Source organism: Hymenobacter glacialis, assembly GCF_001816165.1.
In the GTDB taxonomy this organism is placed as follows: domain Bacteria; phylum Bacteroidota; class Bacteroidia; order Cytophagales; family Hymenobacteraceae; genus Hymenobacter; species Hymenobacter glacialis.
On the sequence record NZ_MDZC01000015.1, the window covers coordinates 36589 to 56892 of the forward strand.

Here is a 20304-nt window from a genome sequence, read left to right on the forward strand (position 1 = left end):
CAGGGGCCTCACCGCCAGGCTGGATTTCTTATTAAACGTAACCGTGGCTTGCGTAGCTATGTGCGCCACGGCTGGCAATTCAACTACTACAATCATGAAACAGCTCCTCACCATTTGCCTGCTGGCTTTTGCCTTCACTGCCCGTGCCCAAGCCGTGATGCAATTTGAAAACGACAGCCACGATTTTGGCAAAGTGCCCGAGGGCACCATGGCCACCCACGAGTTCAAGTTTAAAAACACCGGCAAGCAGCCCCTGGTGATTGCCAACGTGCAGGCCAGCTGCGGCTGCACCACGCCCGACTGGACCAAGACGCCGGTAGCGCCCGGCAAATTCGGCATCATCAAGGCCGTGTACAGCAGCGCGGGCCGCCCCGGCACCTTCAACAAAACCGTGACCGTGACCAGCAACGCCACCGAGGGCAGCAAGGTGCTCACCATAAAGGGCGCGGTGCTCACCAAAGACGAGATAAAGCCCACGCTCACGGCGGCGCAGCTGGCGCAGTCGCCGCACCTGGTGCTGGACCGCAGCACCCACGACTTTGGCAAGTTTGAGGCCGGCCAGCAGCCCACGGCCCGGTTCACCGTGCGCAACACCGGCAAAACCCCGCTGGTGCTGGGCGCCATCTCGTCGGGCTGCTACTGCGTGGGCTACAAAACGCCCCCCGCCCCCGTTGCCCCCGGCCAAAGCGCCGTGGTGGAGTTGATTTATAGCCAGCGCCAGCTTGGCCAGGTCAGCGACGCCGTCACCATCACGTCCAACGACCTGAGCGGCGACGCCAAGCTCACGCTGCGCGCCAACATTGTGCGCGACCTCAGCGGCAACAGCATGGTGAAGGAAAGCGCCCCGGCCGTGCCGTTTAAATAGTTATTTACGCCTGCTTCCTCCGTTTGCAACACACGGCTCACGGGGAGCTGAACTTTAAATGCCCTGCCGATTTGGCGGGGCATTTTTGTTGGCTTGGCGTTCGCTGTAGTTGCCTCGTTTAAAACATTATCCCTATGAAAACTCCCTCATTCGCAGCAAGCACCGTAGCGGCGGCTCCCTACCAGGTGCCCGCCCAAACTCGAATTGGCCACGTTCATTTGCAGGTGACGGACCTGGAAAAATCCCTGGCTTTCTACGTGGGCGTTTTGGGCTTCACCCTCATGCAGCGGTTTGGGAACCAAGCGGCCTTTATTTCGGCTGGTGGGTACCACCACCACATTGGGCTCAATACCTGGAACAGCCTGGGGGGGCCGCTCGCCCGAAAACAGGGTGCGGGGCTCTACCACACCGCCATTCTGTATGCCACGCGGGCGGAGCTGGCGGGGGCACTCCGGCAGTTGGTGGTGGCCAGCTACCCCATCACCGGCTCGGCCAACCACGGCGTGTCGGAGGCCATTTACCTGGATGACCCCGACGGCAACGGCGTGGAGCTCTACTGGGACCGGCCGCGGGCGCAGTGGCCCCTGGCGCCCACCGGCGAAGTGCAGATGTATACCCGCGCCCTGGACCTGAATGGCCTGCTGGCAGAAGCCTGAGCTGAACCAAATCTTTGCACCAATGGTAGTAGGCGCACGCCCTATCTTTGCGGCTCGTAATAGTACTTCTTTTCCCAACCCTTCACTCCCACCCTTCGCTCATGATTATCGGCGTTCCTAAGGAAATTAAAAACAACGAAAACCGCGTGGGCCTCACGCCAGCTGGCGTTGCCGAGCTGCGCAAGCACGGCCACACGCTGCTGGTGCAAACCACCGCCGGCGAAGGCAGCGGCTTCTCCGACGAGGAGTACCAAATGGCAGGCGCCACCATGCTCGGCACCATTGCCGAAGTGTACGGCCAGGCCGAGATGATTGTGAAGGTGAAGGAGCCCATTGCCGAGGAATATCCCCTCATCAAGGAGAACCAGCTGCTCTTCACCTACTTCCACTTCGCCAGCGGCGAGGAGCTGACCCACGCCATGATAGAGCGCAAGGCCGTGTGCCTGGCCTACGAGACCGTGGAGCTGCCCAACCGCGCCCTGCCCCTGCTCATTCCGATGAGCGAAGTGGCCGGTCGCATGGCCCCGCAGGAAGGCGCCAAGTACCTGGAGAAGCCCCTCAAAGGCCGCGGCATTCTGCTGGGCGGCGTACCCGGCGTGAAGCCCGCCAACGTACTGGTGTTGGGCGGCGGCGTGGTAGGCACGCAGGCAGCCAAAATTGCCGCCGGCCTCGGCGCGCAGGTTACCATCATGGACATCAGCCTGAACCGTCTGCGCGAGCTCGACGACTTCATGCCCAAAAACGTGGTAACGCAGTACTCCAACGAGTACAACATCCGCGAAGCCATCAAAACCTCCGACCTGATTGTGGGCGCGGTGCTCATTCCCGGCGCCAAGGCCCCGCACCTCATCACCCGCGACATGCTGAAGACCATGCGTCCCGGCACCGTGGTGGTAGACGTGGCCGTGGACCAGGGCGGCTGCATCGAAACCTGCCACCCCACCACCCACGAAAACCCGACTTTCATCATCGACGACGTGGTGCATTACTGCGTGGCCAACATGCCAGGCGCCGTGCCCTACACCAGCACCCTGGCCCTGACCAACGCCACGCTGCCCTACGCCGTGCGACTGGCCAACCTGGGCTGGCAGGAAGCCTGCCGCCGCGACGAGGCCCTGCGCCTCGGCCTGAACGTGGTGCACGGCGAAGTGGTGTACAAAGGCGTAGCCGATGCCTGGGGCCTGCCCCTGGTGAACGTGGAAACCGTGCTCGAGCTGGCTTCGGTTTAAGCACAGCAGTACTTAAAAGTTAGAAGCCTTCCTGACTAGCGTCGGGAAGGCTTTTCTTTGTGCTGGCTCTGCTACTGACTAACGAAGCCAGCCGCTGCTGGCACACTCCAATTTCTCATTATTTCGTTTTTACTGCGCTTGTTTCCCTCTCCTGCCATTCGGTTGTTGCTACGCCGCTTAGCCCTGCTAATGCTGGCCTACTCGCTGCTACGGCTGGGGTTTTACGCCTTCAATTCCGGCATATTCAGGAACGTGGAAACGGGCAAGGTGCTGCTGGCTTTTGGGCACGGGTTACGCTTCGACGTGGCGGCGCTGCTCTGGCTGAACCTACCGCTGGTGGTGCTGTCGGTGCTGATTCCGGTGGGGGCCCGGCGGGGGCAACGCTGGCTCCGGGGGCTGTTTGTGGCGGTGAATGCGCTGGGGTTTAGCCTCAATATTGTTGACTGGGAGTACTTCGCTTTCATTGGCCGGCGGTTGAGCAACGAGTTTACCACCGTGGGCGGGGACATTCGGCAGCAGGCGGGCCAGCTGATGACGCACTACTGGTACCTGTTTATTCCGCTAGGCGCGTTGGCGTACTTGCTGTGGCGCCTGTGGCCCATGCCCCCGGCGGACCAGATGGCCGGGCCCTGTAATCGGCAGCCGTGGGCGCGGCGCGGCGCAGAGCTACTAATGCTGGTGGGAGCCGTGGTGCTGGGCATCCGCGGCGGCTGGCAGCTCAAGCCCCTGCGCCCCGGCGCCGCCTTCGAGCAGCAGCCGGCCGTGCTGGGCCACCTGGTATTGAACAGCACCTTCACCGTGCTCAAATCCCTCACCGGGGCCAGGGTGGAACGCATACGCTACTTCCCCACCGACACTGCCCTGCGCCCGGCCCTGGGTGCGCCGGTGGTGGCCTCCCGCCTGCCCGGCACCGGCCAGCGCCCCAACATGGTTGTGCTGCTGCTGGAGAGCTTTGCCTCGGAGTACACGGGCGTGGAGAACGGCGGCCAGGGCGGCTACACGCCTTTCTTCGATTCGCTGGCTACTGCGCCCGGCTCGCTGCTGATGCGGGAAAACTACGCCAACGGCCGGCGCTCCATTGAGGCCCTGCCGGCGGTGCTCTCGGGCCTGCCCTCGCTCATGAACGCGCCGTTTATCACGTCCACCTTTCAGACGGCGGAGCTGCACGGGCTGGGCGAAATGCTCGGCCGCCAGGGCTACGCCACGGCTATGTACCACGCCGGCACCAACGGCACCATGGGCTTCGATATGTTTGCCGGTATTGCGGGCATGCAGCAGTATTATGGTTTGAGCCAGTACCCCGGCGGTGCCAGCAGCCCCGACTACGACGGGCACTGGGGCATATTTGATGCCCCCTACCTGCAGTACTTCAGCCGCCAGCTGAACACAACCAAGCAGCCGTTTTTCGCCACCCTGTTCACGCTCAGCGCGCACGACCCGTTTACGGTGCCGGCCCGCTACCAGGGCAAGCTGCCAGCGGGCACGCTGCCCATTCACCCCACCATTGCCTACACCGATGCCGCGCTGCGCGAGTTTTTCCGGACGGCCAGCCAGGCGCCGTGGTACCAGAACACGCTGTTTGTGCTCACGGCCGACCACACCTCCCAAACCGACCGCCCCGGCTACGACAACCCCGTGGGCTACCACAAAACCCCTTTGCTGCTGCTGCGGCCCGGCCACGCCCTGCCCGCTGCCAACCCGCGCCGCATTACGCAGCACGCCGATATTCCGGCCACGGTGCTGGACGTGCTCGGGCTGCGGCAGCAACAACAGCTGCTGCTGCCCTTCGGCTCCTCCATCTTCGACACGGCCAGTACGGGGCGCGCCCTGCTGCGCGACGGCGAATCCTTCTACCTGGTACACGCCGACTATGTGACCGAGCTGAAGAGCGACAATTCGGTGCAGCTCTACCCCTACCAAACCCATTTTATCCCGCAGGAGCCGCTGGCAAACCCCGACTCCGCGCTGCTGAAGCAATACGGCGACGAGCTGCGCGCCAGCGTGCAGTTTTATGTAAACAGCCTGCTGGATAACCGGCTCTATAAATAGCGCCGTTGGGGAGGGCCGCGGAGCTGGCTCCAGGTCTGGCCTAATCGAAGCCCCTGATGTGGGTATACTTTTTGGAGTTCCGGTCGCCCACCCGCACGATGCGGCGCTCGAAGTCTTTGGGGTCGTTCAGGGTTTTATAAAACTCATCCAAATAGCGGGTGGCAAAGGTTTTCTCCTCCTGGTTCAGATAAGGGCAAGCCAGGTACACATTGTAGAATGCGCTCCGGCGGGAATTGTAGTGGTCCTGAACGGCGGCGTAGGTTTCGGGTGTGAACCGGTGGCCACGAAACAGGCGTTGGCGCACCGACGAAATGCCGAGCTCTACCGGCGGCACCGCATACGGCGCCAGCACCAGCCCGCTGTAGTCGAAGTCGTAGGCTACCGGCACCGGGGCCGTTTCCTGGCTCCGGCTCACCACGCGGATGTTGTGCCGATAAGGGACCGACCAGTCCGTATTGCCTACCATGTACTGGAACAGGGCCAGGGTGGCCGTTGCTACGGGGTCCATGTTTTCCATGCCCACTATTATGCCTTTGGCCACCAGCGTGGCCTGGTTGCGCCGCGCCATGGCCGCGGAGTTTTCCAGGAAGAAACCATACTGCTCGCTGACGCGGCGCCTGCCGCGCGAATCGCGGTAGGTGATGCGGCACAGCCGGGTCCGGTAGCTCAGGTCGGTAGCTACGTTGTAGAGCTTATACACCAGGTATTCGCGCAGGGTGTAGGTGTCGCTGAGGCAATGGGTGGTCAGTTTGAGCTCGGCCACTTCCCCAAAAATATTTCCGGCCCGGGCTTCCGGCGGAAACTTTATCAGCAACGGCGGGAATTCGCACACGGCGGGGTCCTTGCGCCGGTTGCCGCGCACTTGCACCTGCACGGCCAGCTCCGTGGGCGCAGCGTGGGCGTTGCGGTAAGCCAGGGTGGCAGGGTGCGGCCGCGGGTTCGCGCCTCGGTCGCGGAGCACATCTTCCAGCGGCAGGCTTAGCGTGAGCATCACCACTTCTTCCCGGTCGAAAAAGGGATTGGTGGTGGCGAGCACCGGCGCCAGCTGCTGGCCGCTGGCCACAACCGCAATAGCCAGCTGAAAAACAACCAGGCTGACCCGAACCGCTATCGAGAATAACTGGACCATGGCAGCAAGGCAGCTTCGGGCTGCCGTTTAGAGAATACCGGGCCGGCATAGCACCCCACGCTGCCATGTGCCCCAATCATCGTCAGAGAAAAACGCCGCCGCCGCTGCCTGCTTTAGCGTCTATTCGAAAATACCCGAGTGGTCATGCTGAGCGCAGCCCAAGCGGTAGCGATGCTTCGACTGCGCTCAGCATGACAGTCTAGTCGGACAGGTTCTTAGCGGCGCTTTAGCATGGGCTCCAGCACCTTGCCCTGCCCCTGGCCAAAGGGCAGCCCCAGCAGGTACGCCGCGGTGGATGGCACATCTAGCAGGGTGCAGGTATCGGCCACCGTGCGGCCGATTTTGAAGTCCGGCCCGAGGGCCAGCAGGCTAACGTGGCGGCAGCCGTCGCAGCCGTCGCCGTGGTCGATATAGCCGCCGTCGATGCTGTCGAGGTGGCGGCCGTGGTCGTTGGTAATGAACAGCGTGGTGTTGTTTTTATACGCGCTGTTGGTTCGCAGGAAATTATAGAGCTGCATCACGTACCGGTCGTCGCGGGCAATGCCCCGCAGGTAGAACGGGTAGTTGGCCGCGTGGGCAAACCCATCGGGCTCCATAAAATTGATGAGCACCAGCCGGGGCTTGTGCTGCGTGAGAATGCGCTTGGCGGCTTCCAGAGTCAGCGAATCGGCGCGGTAGCCGGTGCCGGGGCCGCTCACGCCGCAATCCACGGAGGGCTGGTACTGGTCTTTCCATTCCGGGTGCAGGGTGTTGGCCAGAATGTGCAGCTTGTCTTTGCTCGAGATAACCCAGGCAGCGGTAGCGGGCGCGCCGGTGGCCTTGCGCCACAGCTGAAAGAAGGACGGCAGCTGCGGCAGCTCCTGGTCGAAGTTGTCGATGGGCTGGCTGATGCCCGTGGTGAGCGCCACGTGCCCGGAATTGGTGTAGGTGAAGCCCTTGTTGTAGAAGTTGGAAAAAAACACGCCGCGAGGCCTGAGCGTGGTGGCCATGTTGGGTATGAGCCCCGGCACGGTTCCCCAGGTTTCGGAATACCGGGGGCCGTCGATGACCACGATGATGATGTTCTTGGTCCGCAGCGGCTTCTTGGCAGGCGGAGGCGCAAATGCCATGAGCCCCAGCAGCCCCAGGCCCAGGCCACGCCTCAGCCACCGGGAGCTGGTGGCCCGGCAGCTCCACTGCCCCGAAGTTGCAAGGAAAGCCATGGCTACACGCTCAATACCAATAACAATATCGTTACTTATTCTAATTTAACAATTTATAATTAAATAACCAAATAATATTCACTTGCCGTGAAGCTCCACTTACGGCAGCTGCATGGCGGCGGCGTAGGCCGGAATCTCCTCCAGCCGCTGGTTGGTGCGGGTGGCAAAGTCCACGCGCCAGCAGTAGTGCACCAGGCCGTTGGTGAGCAGCAGTAGCGGCGCGCCGATGGTTTGGTTGTAGGTGGTGGCCTGGCGGGCCACGGCGGCATCAATGGCCACGCTGGGGGCCTTGCATTCTACCAGCAGCAGGGGCCTGCCTTCGGCGTCCAGGGCCAGCAAATCGGTGCGCTTGTAGCGCTGGTTGTAGCGCAGGCCGCGCTCCAGGGCCAGCAGGCCGCGGGGGTAGCCCAGGTGGTCGGCCAGGTAGTGCACCACGTGCTGGCGCACCCACTCCTCGGGCGTGAGCACCACGTGCTTGCGTCGCAGCCCGTCCCAGATGAGGGGTTGGTTTGTGGCCGATTGCGTAAGTTTGGCATTGAAAGGCGGCAGGTCCAGGGCTTGCATCACCTCCAAAGGTACCTTTTTCGATGGGTGAATGAGTGAATGGGTGAGCAGGTGAATGATTTTGCAATCACGCCCCCGCTTTCTATTCACCCGTTCACCCATTCACTCATTCACCCGTTGGATAAATGAAGACCAAAGAAGAAATTGTAAACAACTGGCTGCCCCGCTACACGGGTGTGCCGCTGGACGAGTTTGGGCAGTACATCCTGCTCACCAACTTCAGCAACTACGTGTACATGTTTGCCGAGCAGTTCAATGTGGAAGTGCGCGGCCTGGACAAGCCCATGCAAACGGCCACGGCTCACGGCATCACCATCATCAACTTTGGTATGGGCTCGCCCATGGCGGCCACGGTCATGGACCTGCTCTCGGCCGTAAAGCCCAAAGCGGCCCTGTTTCTGGGCAAGTGCGGCGGCCTGAAAAAGACCAAGCTCGGCGACCTGGTGCTGCCCATCGCGGCCATTCGCGGCGAAGGAACGTCCGACGACTACCTGCCCAAGGAAATCCCGGCCCTGCCCTCCTTCCGCCTGCAGCGCGCCGTGTCGTCGATGATTAAGAAGCACGAGATGGACTACTACACCGGCACGGTGTACACCACCAACCGCCGCGTGTGGGAGCACGATGCCGAGTTTAAGGACTACCTGCTCCGCGTTCGCGCCCTGGCCGTGGACATGGAAACAGCCACCATTTTCGTGTGCGGCTTCATGAACGACATTCCCCACGGCGCCCTGCTGCTGGTGAGCGACAACCCCATGACGCCCGAAGGCGTGAAAACCTCGGAATCGGACTCGAAAGTGACCACCGACTTCGTGAAGCGCCACCTGCAAATCGGCATCGAGTCGCTGCAGGAGCTGCAGTTCTCGGGCGAGTCGGTGAAGCACATGCGCTTCGACTAGAGTCGCTGGGCCAGCTTACTTGGGCCGCAGAACAAACAGAACGTCATGCTGAGCTTGCCGAAGCATCTCTACCGCATTAGTAAATCTAATTACTTGCGCGGTAGAGATGCTTCGACTTCGCTCAGCATGACGTTCTGTTTTCGTGGAGTTTCATCCTGGCAACGCCTTCTCTCGCACCGTTCTGGTTTCGTGCCGTACTTGTGCGAAATTTCAACAACCAAGCACAACGCATGATGAACTTTACCAAGCCTGTGGGGCAGAAGCTGGGCGTGGCCCTGCTGGCACTGGGCGCCCTGGCCAGCTGCCAGGGCCCGCGCGAATCCGTGGATTTGCTGGTGACCAACGCCACCGTGTACACCGTCGATTCGACCTTTGCCAAAGCGGAGGCGTTTGCGGTGAAAGACGGCAAGTTTGTAGCCGTGGGCTCGTCGGCTGACCTTAAGGCCAAGTATCAGGCCACCAAGGAAGTAGACGCCAAGGGCCAGTTTGTGTATCCTGGTTTTTATGATGCGCACTGCCACTTCTACCGCTACGCCCTGGCCCTGCCCAGCGCCGATTTGGTGGGCACTTCATCCTGGAAAGAAGTCATTCAGAAGCTACAGGAAAACCGCCGGAAATACCCGCAGGCGGCCTGGCTTACCGGCCGCGGCTGGGACCAGAACGACTGGCCCACCAAGCAGTTTCCCACCAAAGACACGCTGGACCTGCTCTTTCTGGACGTGCCCGTGCTCATCACCCGCGTGGATGGCCACGCCGCCGTGGTCAACCAGAAAGCGCTGGACCTGGCCGGGGTCACGGCCAGCACGCCCATTAGCGGCGGCACCATCACGCGCAATGCCCAGGGCCGCCTCACGGGCCTGCTCGTGGACAACGCCACCCGCCTGGTGAGCAGCAAAATCCCGAACCCTACATCGGCCGAAAGCAACCGCCTGCTGCTGCAAGCTCAGCAGCTGTGCCTGGCCGTGGGCCTCACCAGCCTCGCCGACGCCGGCCTCGACCGCGCCGACATTGAGCAGATGGCCGCTTTGCAGCAGCAGGGCCAACTCAAGCTGCGCCTCCACGTCATGCTGAACCCTACGGCCCCCAACCGCGCGCACTACCTGAAAAACGGCCCCATTCTCACCGACCAGCTCACGGTGAGCTCCTTTAAAGTGTACGCCGACGGCGCCCTGGGCTCGCGCGGGGCTTGCCTGGTAGAGCCGTATGCGGATAAACTGAAGGAAACCGGCTTCCTGCTATCCACTGAAAAAGAGTACCGCGCCCTGGCCAAAGAGCTGGCCGCCTCCAAGTTCCAGATGAATACCCACGCCATCGGCGACTCGGCCAACCGCATCATCCTCAACATCTACGGCGAAGCCCTGAAAGGCCAGAAAGACCGCCGCTGGCGCATTGAGCACGCCCAGGTGGTGACGCCGGCCGACATGCCCAAATTTGGGCAGTACGGCATTGTGCCCTCGGTGCAGCCCACCCACGCCACGTCGGACATGTACTGGGCCGGCGAGCGGCTCGGCGCGGCCCGCCTCAAAACGGCCTACGCCTACGCCGAGCTGCTGAAGCAATACGGCCAACTGGCCCTGGGCTCCGACTTCCCCGTGGAAGACATCAACCCGCTCTATGGCTTCCACTCGGCCGTGGCCCGGCAGGATGCCAAGAACTACCCCACGGGCGGCTTTCAAATGGAAAACGCCATTTCCCGCCCCGATGCCCTGCGCGGCATGACCACCTGGGCCGCGCACGCCGCCTTCGAGGAGAAGCGCAAGGGCCAAATCAAGCCCGGCATGCTGGCCGACTTCGTGGTGATGGGCACCGACCTCATCACGGCACCCAACGAGCAGCTGCGCAACGCCAGCGTCCTCCAAACCTGGATTGGTGGCCAGCAGGTGTTTGAAAAGAAATAAGAGATTTGTGGGACGAGCGTAAGCCGTTCACAAAAACGCCGTCCTGCTGAGCTCAGCAGGACAGCGTTTTTGTATTCCTTTTGCCCGATTACATGCAGGGTAAAACCTGTCGTTCAGCGGCGGGAAGATGCTTACGTTGGCAGCATGACCGGGTTTATTGAATGGTGGCCGGCCGGCCGCCAACTGGCGCAGCCGGGGTTGGTCCTGGCAAAGCACCGTCTGCGCCGGGCGCGTCTTCGCGCAGCTTGCGGCCCCGCAGCTGAAGCAGGAAAATCAGCCCCAGGATAAAAAAGACAATCAGGGCCAGAATGCTGTAGCGCATGTTGCCGCCCGTGAGCTGCGAAATGCCCCCAAACACCACCAGGCCAATGACGATGCCGACCTTTTCCGTCACGTCGAAAAAGCTGAAATACGCCGCCGAGTTGGGTGTGTTTTCAGGAATAATCTTCGAATACGTGGAGCGCGACAGGCTTTGCACCGCGCCCATGGTGAGGCCGATAACAGAGGCCAGCGCGTAGAAAGACCAGCCGGCCTGCACGAAGTAGCCGGCGATGCAAATCAGCATCCAGATGAACACGGCCCAGCTCAGGGCACGGGTGTTGCCGATACGCTCAGAAAGCTTGGCAAACAGATATGCCCCTAGTATGCCCACAATTTGCAGCAGCAAAATGGTGATGATGAGGGCAGTGGTTTCCAGTCCCAACTCTTCCGAGCCGAACAGCGTGGCCACGTACATTACCGTCTGCACGCCCATATTGTAGGTGAAGTAGGCCAGCAGAAAGCGCTTCAGGTTGGGCTGTTTTTTGGTTTCTTCCCACACCTTGCCCAGTTCCCGAAAGCCGTTGAGCACCCAGCCCGAGTCGGATGCAGCGCCGGCGGGACGCCCTGGGTCTTTGGGCAGCGTGGCGAAGGGAATCTGGGCGAAGCCCGCCCACCAAAGACCTGTGAGCAGGAAGCTGTACTGCGTGGCTTTGGCGGTGGTCAGGCCAAAAAGGGGAGTACCAGACAGCGTGGGCCCCTGAATGAGAATGAGGCACAGCACCAGCAGCACCACCGACCCGATGTAGCCCATGGAAAAGCCCCGCGCCGAAAGGGCGTCAAACTTCTCTTCCGAGGAAATATCGGGCAGGTAGGAGTTGTAGAAAACAATGGAGCCCGAAAAGCCAATGGTGGCCATAATGAACACAAACACCCCAAGGATAAAGGTGCTGGCCTCAAAGAAAAACAGCCCCGCGCAGGACGCCGCGCCGATGTAGCAGAACACCTGCAAGAACAGCTTCTTCCGGCCCGAGAAGTCGGCCAGCGACGTGAGCAGCGGGCTAATGAGGGCAATGATGAGGAAGGCGGCCGACACCGAATAGTTCTGCAGCGACGTGCCCGGAATGCTCATTCCCAGGAAGTCGACCGGGGTCTTGCCGCTGTCGGTGCCCGTCACTTCCTTCACTACGGAGCTCCAGTAGATGGGGAAAATGCTGGACGTAATTACCAGCGGGTACACGGAGTTGGCCCAGTCGTAGAAGGTCCAGCCGGTGGTAACGCGCTTGTTGTCTTTTTCAATGCCCGCAACGGCGGGGCTCGGAGTTGTGGTGGGGGCCATAGGGGCGGCGCGAAGGTGTGGATTCTCGCCGGGCAAGGTAACGGGTTTTAATGGTTCAGGTTTAACAGTGGAGAAAAATTGTGACATTCTGAGCTGAATGCGGCGCCGCGTCCCACATGACTGATGCCAATATGCCTGAAGGCCCACGGACCGCAAGCGCTTCTTCCCTATAAGCTAAACCGCTACTTCTTCAGCACCAGATACCCATAAGCCGGCAGCGAAACCTGCGTGCTTACCGCCACCGAGCCACCCGTCAAGGCATTGGTCCAGGTGGTGTTGGCCAGGGCGGCGGGCACGGGGTAGGTGCTGGTGGAGTTGCGCACGTTCACGAGCACCAGGGCTTGCTCGGAGCCCGCGGTTTTGGTGAAGGCGCACACGTTGGCCGTGCTGTGGGCAGTGGGCGTGCCCACACGCAAGGCGGGGCTGGCCGCACGGGCCGCCAGCAGCTGCTTGTAGGCGCGGGTTACGTCGGGGCGGGCGCCCCACTGCACTTTCACAGAGGTGAAGGGGAAGGGAATGGCCGCGGTCATGCCGGCTTCCTGGCCGTTGTAAACCATGGGCACGCCCTTGTAGCAGGCGGCAATGACGAAGGCCGACATGGCGCCCGCGTGGCCCCCAAACAAGGTGACGGGCGAGCCGTCCGAGCCGTTCACGTCGTGGTTGGTGATGTAGCGCACCACTTGCTGGGTGCCCGTGGCGCCCACAAACTCGCTGGCGTTCAGGGCATCAAAGATGGCGGCCGACGCCCCGTTGCGGTACACGTTATAAATGCCGCCGTAGAAACCGAAGCCAAAGTTGTAGTCGAAGCCCGAGGCGAAATTGCTGGCCCGGGTGCCTTCGGCCAGCAGCAGCAGCTTGTGCGTTTTCACGTTGCGTAGCGTGTCAACGGCCTGTTTCCAGAAGTCGTTGGGCTGGAAGTCGGCGTAGTCGCAGCGGAAGCCGTCAACGTTGGCTGTGAACACCCATGACTTCATCGCTGAAATCATGGCCAGGCGCATGTCCAGGTTGCTGAAATTAAGCTGCGCCACGTCGTTATAGGTCGTGCCGTTGTTCGAGGGCGAGGCAATGGCGCCGGACGGGGTGCGCTGGTACCAGGTTGGGTGGTCCGTTATCCACGCGTGGTCGAAGCTGGTGTGGTTGGCCACCCAGTCCAGCATCACGGTCAGGCCCCGGGCGTGGGCGGCGTCTACGAGAGTGCGCAGGTCGGCCAGCGTGCCGAACTCCGGGTTCACGGCCCGGTAGTCCTTCACGGCGTACGGCGAATTCACCGATTTGCTGTCGGTGCCGATGGGGAATATCGGCATCAGGTACAGCACGTTCACCCCCAGCGCCTTGATGGAATCGAGCCGGGCCGTGACGCCCGCAAAGTTGCCCGCCTGGCTAAAGGCCCGCATGTTCACTTGGTACATCACCGCATCCTCCCGGTTGGGCACACCGGCGAAGGGCGTGCCGTACTGCGGCGTGGCGTTGGCAGACGGCGGCGGGACTAAGACACTGGGAACCAAATCCTTCTTGCAACCCGCCAGCAGAACAAGGGCGAAGAACGTCGCCAGGTATTTTTTCAAGCCCTTTTTGGCAAGATGCATGAGGCAGTGATTATGGATTCATGAAATATAGTCCACAAGAACAGCGCCTTCCGTTCGTCAAGTCAAGCGCAGCAGCAGTATGACGAACGAAAAGGTTGCTTCGGGAGCAGACGGTTATTTCTTAAGCGGCTTGAAGCTCACGGCGGCACCACCGCCCGGTGCCAGCTGCAACGTGAGCGCCGATTTGCTGGTTACCACCTGCTTCGTGATGCGGTAGGCCATGGGGTTTTTGTCCCAGGACGCGCCTGGGCCGTCGGCGTAGACGGTGGCCTCGTAGCGCTGGCCGGGCGTGAGAAAATTGAGCTTCAGGGCTTGCTTGCGGGCGTTTTCATCGGTGATGCTGCCCAGGTACCACTCGTCTTTGCCCTTGGCTTTGCGCACGGTGGTGAGGTAGTCGCCGGGCTCGGCGGCCAGGATGCGCGTGTCGTCCCAGTCCACGGCCACGTCCTCAATAAAGCGGAAAGCGTCTAGGTGCTGTTCGTAGGCTTCGGGTAGGTCGGCGGCCATTTGCAGAGGCGAATACATGGTTACGTACAGGGCCAGCTGCTTGGCCAGTGTGGTGTGTACCTGCCGGCCCTGGTTGCGGGCAGGGTTCCAGCTTTCCAGATTGATTTGGAAGATGCCGGGCGTGTAGTCCATGGGCCCACCCATGAGGCGGGTGAAGGGAAGGATGGTTTCGTGCTCGGGCGGGTTGCCGCTGCTCCAGGCGTTGAATTCGTTGCCGCGGGCCGCTTCGGAGGCCATCCAGTTGGGATAGGTGCGGTGCAGGCCGGTGGGCCGCACGGCTTCGTGCATGTCGACCATGATGCGGTTGTCGGCCGTGAGTTGGGCCGTGCGGTTGTAGTGGTTCACCATCCACTGGCCGTCGTGGTGCTCGCCGCGCGGGATGATGCGGCCCACGTAGCCGGTTTTCACGGCGTCGTAGCCGTGCTGCTTCATGAAGCGGTAGGCGGCGTCCTGGCGGCGCTCGTAGTTGGTCACCGAGCTGCTGGTTTCGTGGTGCATGATGAGCTTCACGCCCTTGCCGGCGGCGTAGCGGTGTAGCTCCTCCACGTCGAAATCCGGGTACGGCGTCACGAAGTCAAATACCTCTTCCTTCCAGTTGTTGGCCCAGTCCTCCCAGCCCACGTTCCAGCCCTCCACCAGCACGCCCTGGATGTTGTGCCGGGCGGCAAAGTCGATGTAGCGCTTCACGTTGGCGGTGTTGGCGCCGTGGTGGCCGTTGGGCTTCAGGTTGGCCCAGTCCGTGCTGGCCAGCTTCAGGTTGCTGGCATCAGAGTAGTTCCAGCTGGCTTTGTTGACGTGCATTTCCCACCACACCCCCACAAATTTCCGGGGCTGAATCCAGCCCGTTTCGGTGAGTTTGGTGGGCTCGTTCAGGTTCAGGATTAGCTTGGACGACAGGATGGCCGGGGCGTTGTCGGCCACCACGATGGTGCGCCAGGGGGTGTGTTCGGGTGCCTGCAAATAGGCCTTGGCCCCCGTACCGGTGGCATCGGGCACGAGCTGGCTACTAAGGCCAAACGTCTCGGTGTCTACGTTCAGCGTCATGGCCGGGTAGTTTACCAGTGCCGCTTCGTGAATATTGATATACAAGCCGTTATCCGATTTCAGCATGAGCGGCGTCTGGATGCGCTTGGGCGCCGCCCGCTGCTGAATGGGCTCAATGGGCGTGGTGTTCACCTCGCTCAAGCGGCTGCTGGTGTAGGTGTACTCGTTGGAGTCGTAGTCGCCCGGAATCCAAAAGGCTTTGTGGTTGGCCGGCAGGTTAAACTCGGTGGTTTCGTCCTGCACCGTGAAGTAGGCCAGGCCCGGCTGCGATGGCACTTCGTAGCGAAAGCCCACCCCGGCGGCAAATACCCGAAATACCACGTCGAGCCGGCGCCCATCGGCCGCCGGCTGGCGCAGGTGCACCGTGAGCTGCTGGTAGTGGTTGCGAATATTTTTCACCTCGCCCCACACCGGCTGCCAGGCATCGTCCACGTCCTTGGTTTCGCTGCCCGTGAGTACCAGCGGGCCCTCAAAACCCTTGCCGTCGGCAAAGGCCAGCCCCAGGCGCGAAGGCGTGATGACCGGTTTGGCCCCGTAGGACACGGCGTAAGTGAGGTGCCCGTCGGGGGCCAGCGCCACGGTCAGGCGCACGTTGCCGAGGCGGGCAGTGAGGGGCGCCGTAGTCTGGGCCCTGGCGCGGGTGCCTGCCGCCAGAAGCAGCATGGCTAGCAGAAGTTGTTTCATCACAAAGCTCAATTCATTTCAGGTGCGCGCCGATTGTTGCTGGCGGCGCTCATTTTTCAGAGTTGGAGGCAGGGTTGCAAGGTAAGCGTGCGCAAATCCACGGGCGGCTACTTGCAGTGATGCACCAGCCTACAGGCTCCCCAACGGTCGGCATTTGGGCGCTTGTCGATGCAATACCCGGGACGGACGGTAATTCTGGCGGCTGCACCTACATCACAGGCAGGAACTTAGGCAAAATAAAAACCCCGTCTCACAATGGAAACGGGGTTTTTAGTTGAGGGGATGGGATTCGAACCCACGATGACCTTTTGAGCCATACACACTTTCCAGGCGTGCTCCTTCGACCACTCGGACACCCCTCAAGGTGGTGGTTGGTGGGGCAAAGATAGAACGGAAAAGAGTTAAAAGTTACGAGTTAGGAGTTATGAATTGCCGTTCCATCAACTCATAACTGATAACTCGTAACTCATCACTCTTTTTCAAGGCGTTATCTCGCCGCGCAAATCCTGCATCAGTAGCTGGCGGGTGCGGTCCTCCCCCAGCCCGAGGCCGAGCACGAACATGAGCTTGGTCACAGCCGCTTCGGTGGTGATGTCGTCGCCGCCCACAATGCCCAGCTCCGCGAAGTGGGCGCTGGTTTCGTACTTGCCCTGCACCACGCGGCCCTCTTCGCACTGGCTCACGTTGAGCAGCCACACGCCGCGGGCGCGGGCATCGGCCAGGCACTGCAGGAACCACGGCGCCGTGGGCGCATTGCCCGAGCCGTAGGTTTCGAGCACGCAGCCGCGCAGGCCGGCAATGCCCAATATGGCACTCACCACGGCTTCGGTGATGCCCGGAAACAGGCGCAGCACCGCCACGCTGGTTTCCAAATGGGAGTGCACCTTGAGCTTGGCTCCGGGCAGCAGGCGAATGCTTTTATCATCGAACTCCAGGTTGATGCCGGCCCGGGCCAGCGGCGGGTAGTTTTCGCTTCTGAAAGCCGCAAACTGGTGGCTTTCTACTTTTTTGGCCCGCGTGCCGCGAATGAGCTCGTCGTTAAAAAACACGCACACTTCCGGTACGCGCACCGTGTGGGCGTAGGGGTGGCGGGCCGCCGCAATTTCCAGCGCCGTCACCAAGTTGCGCTGGGCATCGGAGCGACTGACGCCCACCGGCACCTGCGCACCCGTAAACACCACCGGCTTGCCCAGGTGCTCGAGCACGTAGCTCAGGGCCGCCGCCGAATACGCCATGGTGTCGGTGCCGTGCAGCACCACAAAGCCATCAAAGTCGGCGTAGTGCCGGCCAATGAGCTGGGCCAGGTACAGCCAGTCGGCAGGCGTCACGTTGCTGCTGTCGATGGGTGCGGGCAGGCTGAGCAGAACCAGCTGAAACGGCAGCCGCGCCAGCTCGGGCATCTTGCGGTCGAGGCGGCCAAACTGCATGGGCACCAGCTCGCCGCTGCGGTTCACGGCCATGCCCACCGTGCCCCCGGTGTAGATGATGAGCAGCCGCGGGGCCGCGGTGTTGGCGGCATCGGCGAGGGTAGCCAGGGGGAGCAGCGGTAAATCGAGGTCGGGCATGGACGGGAAACGCAAGAACAACTAACTCCCCTCCTTTTTTAAGGAGGGGACATTTTCACGCAGTGAAATTGGGGTGGTGAAGTCGTTGAACGAAGTCCAAACGACTCGCGACTGAATCATTCGGGTGTCGTTCAACGAAGGTCACCACCCCCGTTGCCGCTGGCGCGGCACCATCCCCTCCTTAAATAAGGAGGGGAGTTTTCGTTCTGCTGGCGCAAGGTAGCCCGCGGGATTTTTTTCGCCCAGCCCAGCCCCCCCACCGCCGGGCTTCGTATTGCCTGCGGCCCTTCCATCCCTTTTTATGACCCCAACCGACACTACCCCCGACAAACCCGTTTCCGACGTCATCGTTATCGGCGCCGGCATCATGAGCGCCACGCTGGCCGTGCTGCTCAAAGCCCTCGACCCCGCCCTCACCATTGCCGGCTATGAGCGCCTCGACGCCGTGGCCGCCGAAAGCTCCGACGCCTGGAACAACGCCGGCACCGGCCACTCGGCCTTCTGCGAGCTCAACTACACCCCCGAGCGCCCCGACGGTTCCATCGACATCGGCAAGGCCGACAAGATTGCCGAGCAGTTTGAGCTCAGCAAGCAGTTCTGGGCTTCGCTGGTGCAGGAAGGCGTGCTCCCCGACCCGGCCTCCTTCATCCAAAGCATTCCGCACATGAGCTTTGTGTGGGGCGCGGCCAATGTGGAATACCTGCGCAAGCGCCACGCTGCGCTGCTGCGCTCGCCCCTGTTTCAGGGCATGGAGTTCAGCGAAGACCCTGCCCAAATTGCGGCCTGGATACCGCTGGTGATGGACGGCCGCGACCCGGCCACGCCCGTGGCCGCCACGCGCATGGCCATGGGCACCGACGTGAACTTCGGCGCCCTCACCAGCTCTATGTACCACTATGTGAAGGGCCTGCCCGGCGTCAATTTCCAGCTGGGGCACGAGGTGGAAGACTTCCGGCGCAAGGACGACGGCATCTGGCGCCTCAAAGTGCGCAACGTGGCCACGGGCGAAAGCCGCATCGTGCGCGGGCGCTTCGTGTTTATTGGGGCCGGCGGCGGCACGCTCACGCTGCTCGAAAAAACTGACATCCCGGAAGCCAACGGCTTCGGCGGCTTTCCCGTGAGCGGGCAGTGGCTGAAGTGCCAGAACCCCGCCGTGATTGCCCGGCACGAGGCCAAAGTGTACGGCAAGCCGGCCGTGGGCTCGCCACCCATGTCGATGCCCCACCTCGATACCCGCCAGATTAACGGGCAGAAAGAACTGCTTTTTGGCCCCTACGCCGGCTTCAGCACCAAATTTTTGAAGCAGGGCTCGTACACCGATTTGTTTAGGTCCATCGAATTGGGCAACATCCGGCCGCTGCTCTTTGCCGGGGCGCGCAACCTGGGCCTCACGCGCTACCTCATCGGGCAGGTGCTGCAGTCGCCGCAAGACCGCACCGCCGCCCTGCGCGAGTACTACCCCACTGCCAACCCCGCCGACTGGCAGTTGGAAGTAGCCGGCCAACGGGTGCAGGTCATCAAGAAAGACAAAAAAGCGGGCGGCGTGCTGGAATTCGGCACCGAGATGGTGACGTCGGCCGACGGCTCGATGGCGGCTTTGCTGGGTGCCTCGCCGGGCGCCAGCACGGCCGTGGCCATCATGCTCGATTTGGTGCAGAAGTGCTTTCCCGAGCGAGCGGCCTCGCCCGAATGGCAGGCCCGGTTCCGCGCGTTGGTGCCCTCATTTGGCCAGAAGCTGGCCCCCAATCCGGCCCTGACGGCGGCCGTGCGCGAGCGCAGCCGCCAGGCGCTGCAGCTGGAGCATTAGAGCTCTCCCCTGTCATTCTGAGCCTACGAAGAATCTTATCCCGCTTCTGCGGCTCAGGCTGGCGGTTGTTCATCTGCTCGAATTGCTCGTGGAGCTCGGCTGCATCGGTTACGACGTGCATGCGGGTTTTCAGGCCGGGCTGCTGCTGTCGGCTTGCAGTAACCGAACGGCCAGGGCCCACCCCATGCGCCGCCGGTAAGCAGCGCCGTGTTGTTGGAGAGGTTCATACGCGGCGGGGGATTTTTGGGAAACGGACTCCGTTAACTGGTGGCCCGGCCCGATGGTTGATAACCGGTCGCTGTGTGGCTTATCTTGCGGGCTTATTGTTGGCCTTATCCCCCGCGCTGCGCGCCTTATATGATTGTACTGGAACCCTTCACGCCCACCGATTTCCCCCAACTTATTGACTGGGTGAGCGATGAGCGGCTGATGAAAGAATGGAGCGGCTCGATGTTTTCTTTTCCCTTGACCGAGGCCGGCCTTACGTGGTACATCGAGGATTCTAATAATCTGGAAGACCCCAGCGTATTCATTTACAAAGCCGTGGAATCTGCCACGGGCACCACGGTGGGTCATATTTCGCTGGGCGGCATCAGCCAGCGCGACCGGGCCGGCCGCATCACGCGCGTGCTGGTGGGCCACAGCACCGCCCGCCGCCGGGGCATCTGCCAGGGCATGGTGAAGGCCCTGCTGCGCATCGGTTTCGAGGACCTGAACCTGCACCGCATCAGCCTGGGTGTGTACGACTTCAACCACGCGGCCATCAACTGCTACCTGAAGGCTGGCTTCCAGCAGGAGGGCGTGATGCGCGACGTGGTGCGCCACGACGACGAGTACTGGAGCCTCATCGAAATGGGTATGCTGGAGGACGAATGGCGCGCCCGGCAGCCCGCGGCTATTTCCCACACGTAACGTGGCCTCGTTATTGTTAGGCCGGGGTTAGCTCAACTAAAATCTGATGCCTGCATGGTGTGCAGTCAATTGTTGTTAATTTGAGCCGCGTTGACTTCTTTGTCTAATCATTCT

15 protein-coding genes and 1 tRNA gene are annotated in these 20304 nt (G+C 61.7%); 8 read left to right on the forward strand and 8 right to left on the reverse strand.

Annotated elements, in window-relative coordinates:
• The first annotated feature begins 94 nt into the window (after positions 1 to 94).
• The 4 genes from BEN48_RS18950 to BEN48_RS01405 all read left to right on the forward strand — a co-directional run bounded on the left by BEN48_RS18950 (position 95) and on the right by BEN48_RS01405 (position 4799).
• Entirely contained in the window at positions 95 to 865 is a 771-nt protein-coding gene (locus BEN48_RS18950; RefSeq protein WP_070732367.1) for a DUF1573 domain-containing protein, read from the forward strand.
• A gap of 134 nt (positions 866 to 999) precedes the next feature.
• Complete coding sequence (locus BEN48_RS01395; RefSeq protein WP_070732206.1) at positions 1000 to 1521, forward strand: VOC family protein; 522 nt, start codon at positions 1000 to 1002, stop codon at positions 1519 to 1521.
• A gap of 101 nt (positions 1522 to 1622) precedes the next feature.
• Positions 1623 to 2750 carry an alanine dehydrogenase gene (ald, locus tag BEN48_RS01400; protein ID WP_070732208.1) on the forward strand — a complete coding sequence of 376 codons (1128 nt, stop codon included), beginning with the start codon at positions 1623 to 1625 and terminating at the stop codon, positions 2748 to 2750.
• Between the two features lie 138 nt (positions 2751 to 2888).
• A complete protein-coding gene (locus BEN48_RS01405; RefSeq protein ID WP_125932419.1) occupies positions 2889 to 4799 on the forward strand; it encodes an LTA synthase family protein in 1911 nt (636 codons plus the stop codon).
• 40 nt (positions 4800 to 4839) lie between these two features.
• Here the strand turns inward: BEN48_RS01405 and BEN48_RS01410 are convergent, their stop codons facing one another.
• From BEN48_RS01410 to BEN48_RS01420, 3 genes are all read right to left on the reverse strand, one after another.
• Positions 4840 to 5928, reverse strand: a complete 1089-nt coding sequence (locus tag BEN48_RS01410) for a hypothetical protein (RefSeq protein ID WP_125932420.1) — start codon at positions 5926 to 5928, stop codon at positions 4840 to 4842.
• 215 nt (positions 5929 to 6143) lie between these two features.
• The gene (locus BEN48_RS01415; RefSeq protein WP_070732211.1) at positions 6144 to 7130 is read right to left on the reverse strand and encodes a sulfatase-like hydrolase/transferase; all 987 of its coding nucleotides are present in this window, start codon (positions 7128 to 7130) and stop codon (positions 6144 to 6146) included.
• Between the two features lie 99 nt (positions 7131 to 7229).
• Positions 7230 to 7694 carry a type I restriction enzyme HsdR N-terminal domain-containing protein gene (locus BEN48_RS01420; protein WP_070732212.1) on the reverse strand — a complete coding sequence of 155 codons (465 nt, stop codon included), beginning with the start codon at positions 7692 to 7694 and terminating at the stop codon, positions 7230 to 7232.
• 125 nt (positions 7695 to 7819) lie between these two features.
• Between BEN48_RS01420 and BEN48_RS01425 the strand changes: the two genes are divergently transcribed.
• A complete protein-coding gene (locus BEN48_RS01425) occupies positions 7820 to 8590 on the forward strand; it encodes an AMP nucleosidase (protein WP_070732214.1) in 771 nt (256 codons plus the stop codon).
• 233 nt (positions 8591 to 8823) lie between these two features.
• A complete protein-coding gene (locus tag BEN48_RS01430) occupies positions 8824 to 10488 on the forward strand; it encodes an amidohydrolase (protein WP_070732370.1) in 1665 nt (554 codons plus the stop codon).
• Between the two features lie 154 nt (positions 10489 to 10642).
• Here the strand turns inward: BEN48_RS01430 and BEN48_RS01435 are convergent, their stop codons facing one another.
• From BEN48_RS01435 to BEN48_RS01455, 5 genes are all read right to left on the reverse strand, one after another.
• Complete coding sequence (locus tag BEN48_RS01435) at positions 10643 to 12085, reverse strand: MFS transporter (RefSeq protein ID WP_070732216.1); 1443 nt, start codon at positions 12083 to 12085, stop codon at positions 10643 to 10645.
• A gap of 182 nt (positions 12086 to 12267) precedes the next feature.
• Complete coding sequence (locus tag BEN48_RS01440; RefSeq protein ID WP_083320653.1) at positions 12268 to 13671, reverse strand: alpha-amylase family glycosyl hydrolase; 1404 nt, start codon at positions 13669 to 13671, stop codon at positions 12268 to 12270.
• Between the two features lie 114 nt (positions 13672 to 13785).
• Entirely contained in the window at positions 13786 to 15906 is a 2121-nt protein-coding gene (locus tag BEN48_RS01445) for a glycoside hydrolase family 97 protein (protein ID WP_070732218.1), read from the reverse strand.
• A 274-nt stretch (positions 15907 to 16180) separates the two neighbouring features.
• Positions 16181 to 16268, reverse strand: a tRNA-Ser gene (locus BEN48_RS01450).
• A 117-nt stretch (positions 16269 to 16385) separates the two neighbouring features.
• Positions 16386 to 17471 carry an asparaginase gene (locus BEN48_RS01455; RefSeq protein WP_083320654.1) on the reverse strand — a complete coding sequence of 362 codons (1086 nt, stop codon included), beginning with the start codon at positions 17469 to 17471 and terminating at the stop codon, positions 16386 to 16388.
• A 301-nt stretch (positions 17472 to 17772) separates the two neighbouring features.
• Between BEN48_RS01455 and mqo the strand changes: the two genes are divergently transcribed.
• On the forward strand, positions 17773 to 19278 hold the full coding sequence (gene mqo / locus BEN48_RS01460; RefSeq protein ID WP_070732222.1) for a malate dehydrogenase (quinone): 1506 nt from the start codon (positions 17773 to 17775) through the stop codon (positions 19276 to 19278).
• Between the two features lie 357 nt (positions 19279 to 19635).
• A complete protein-coding gene (locus tag BEN48_RS01465) occupies positions 19636 to 20190 on the forward strand; it encodes a GNAT family N-acetyltransferase (protein ID WP_070732224.1) in 555 nt (184 codons plus the stop codon).
• Positions 20191 to 20304: the final 114 nt, after the last annotated feature.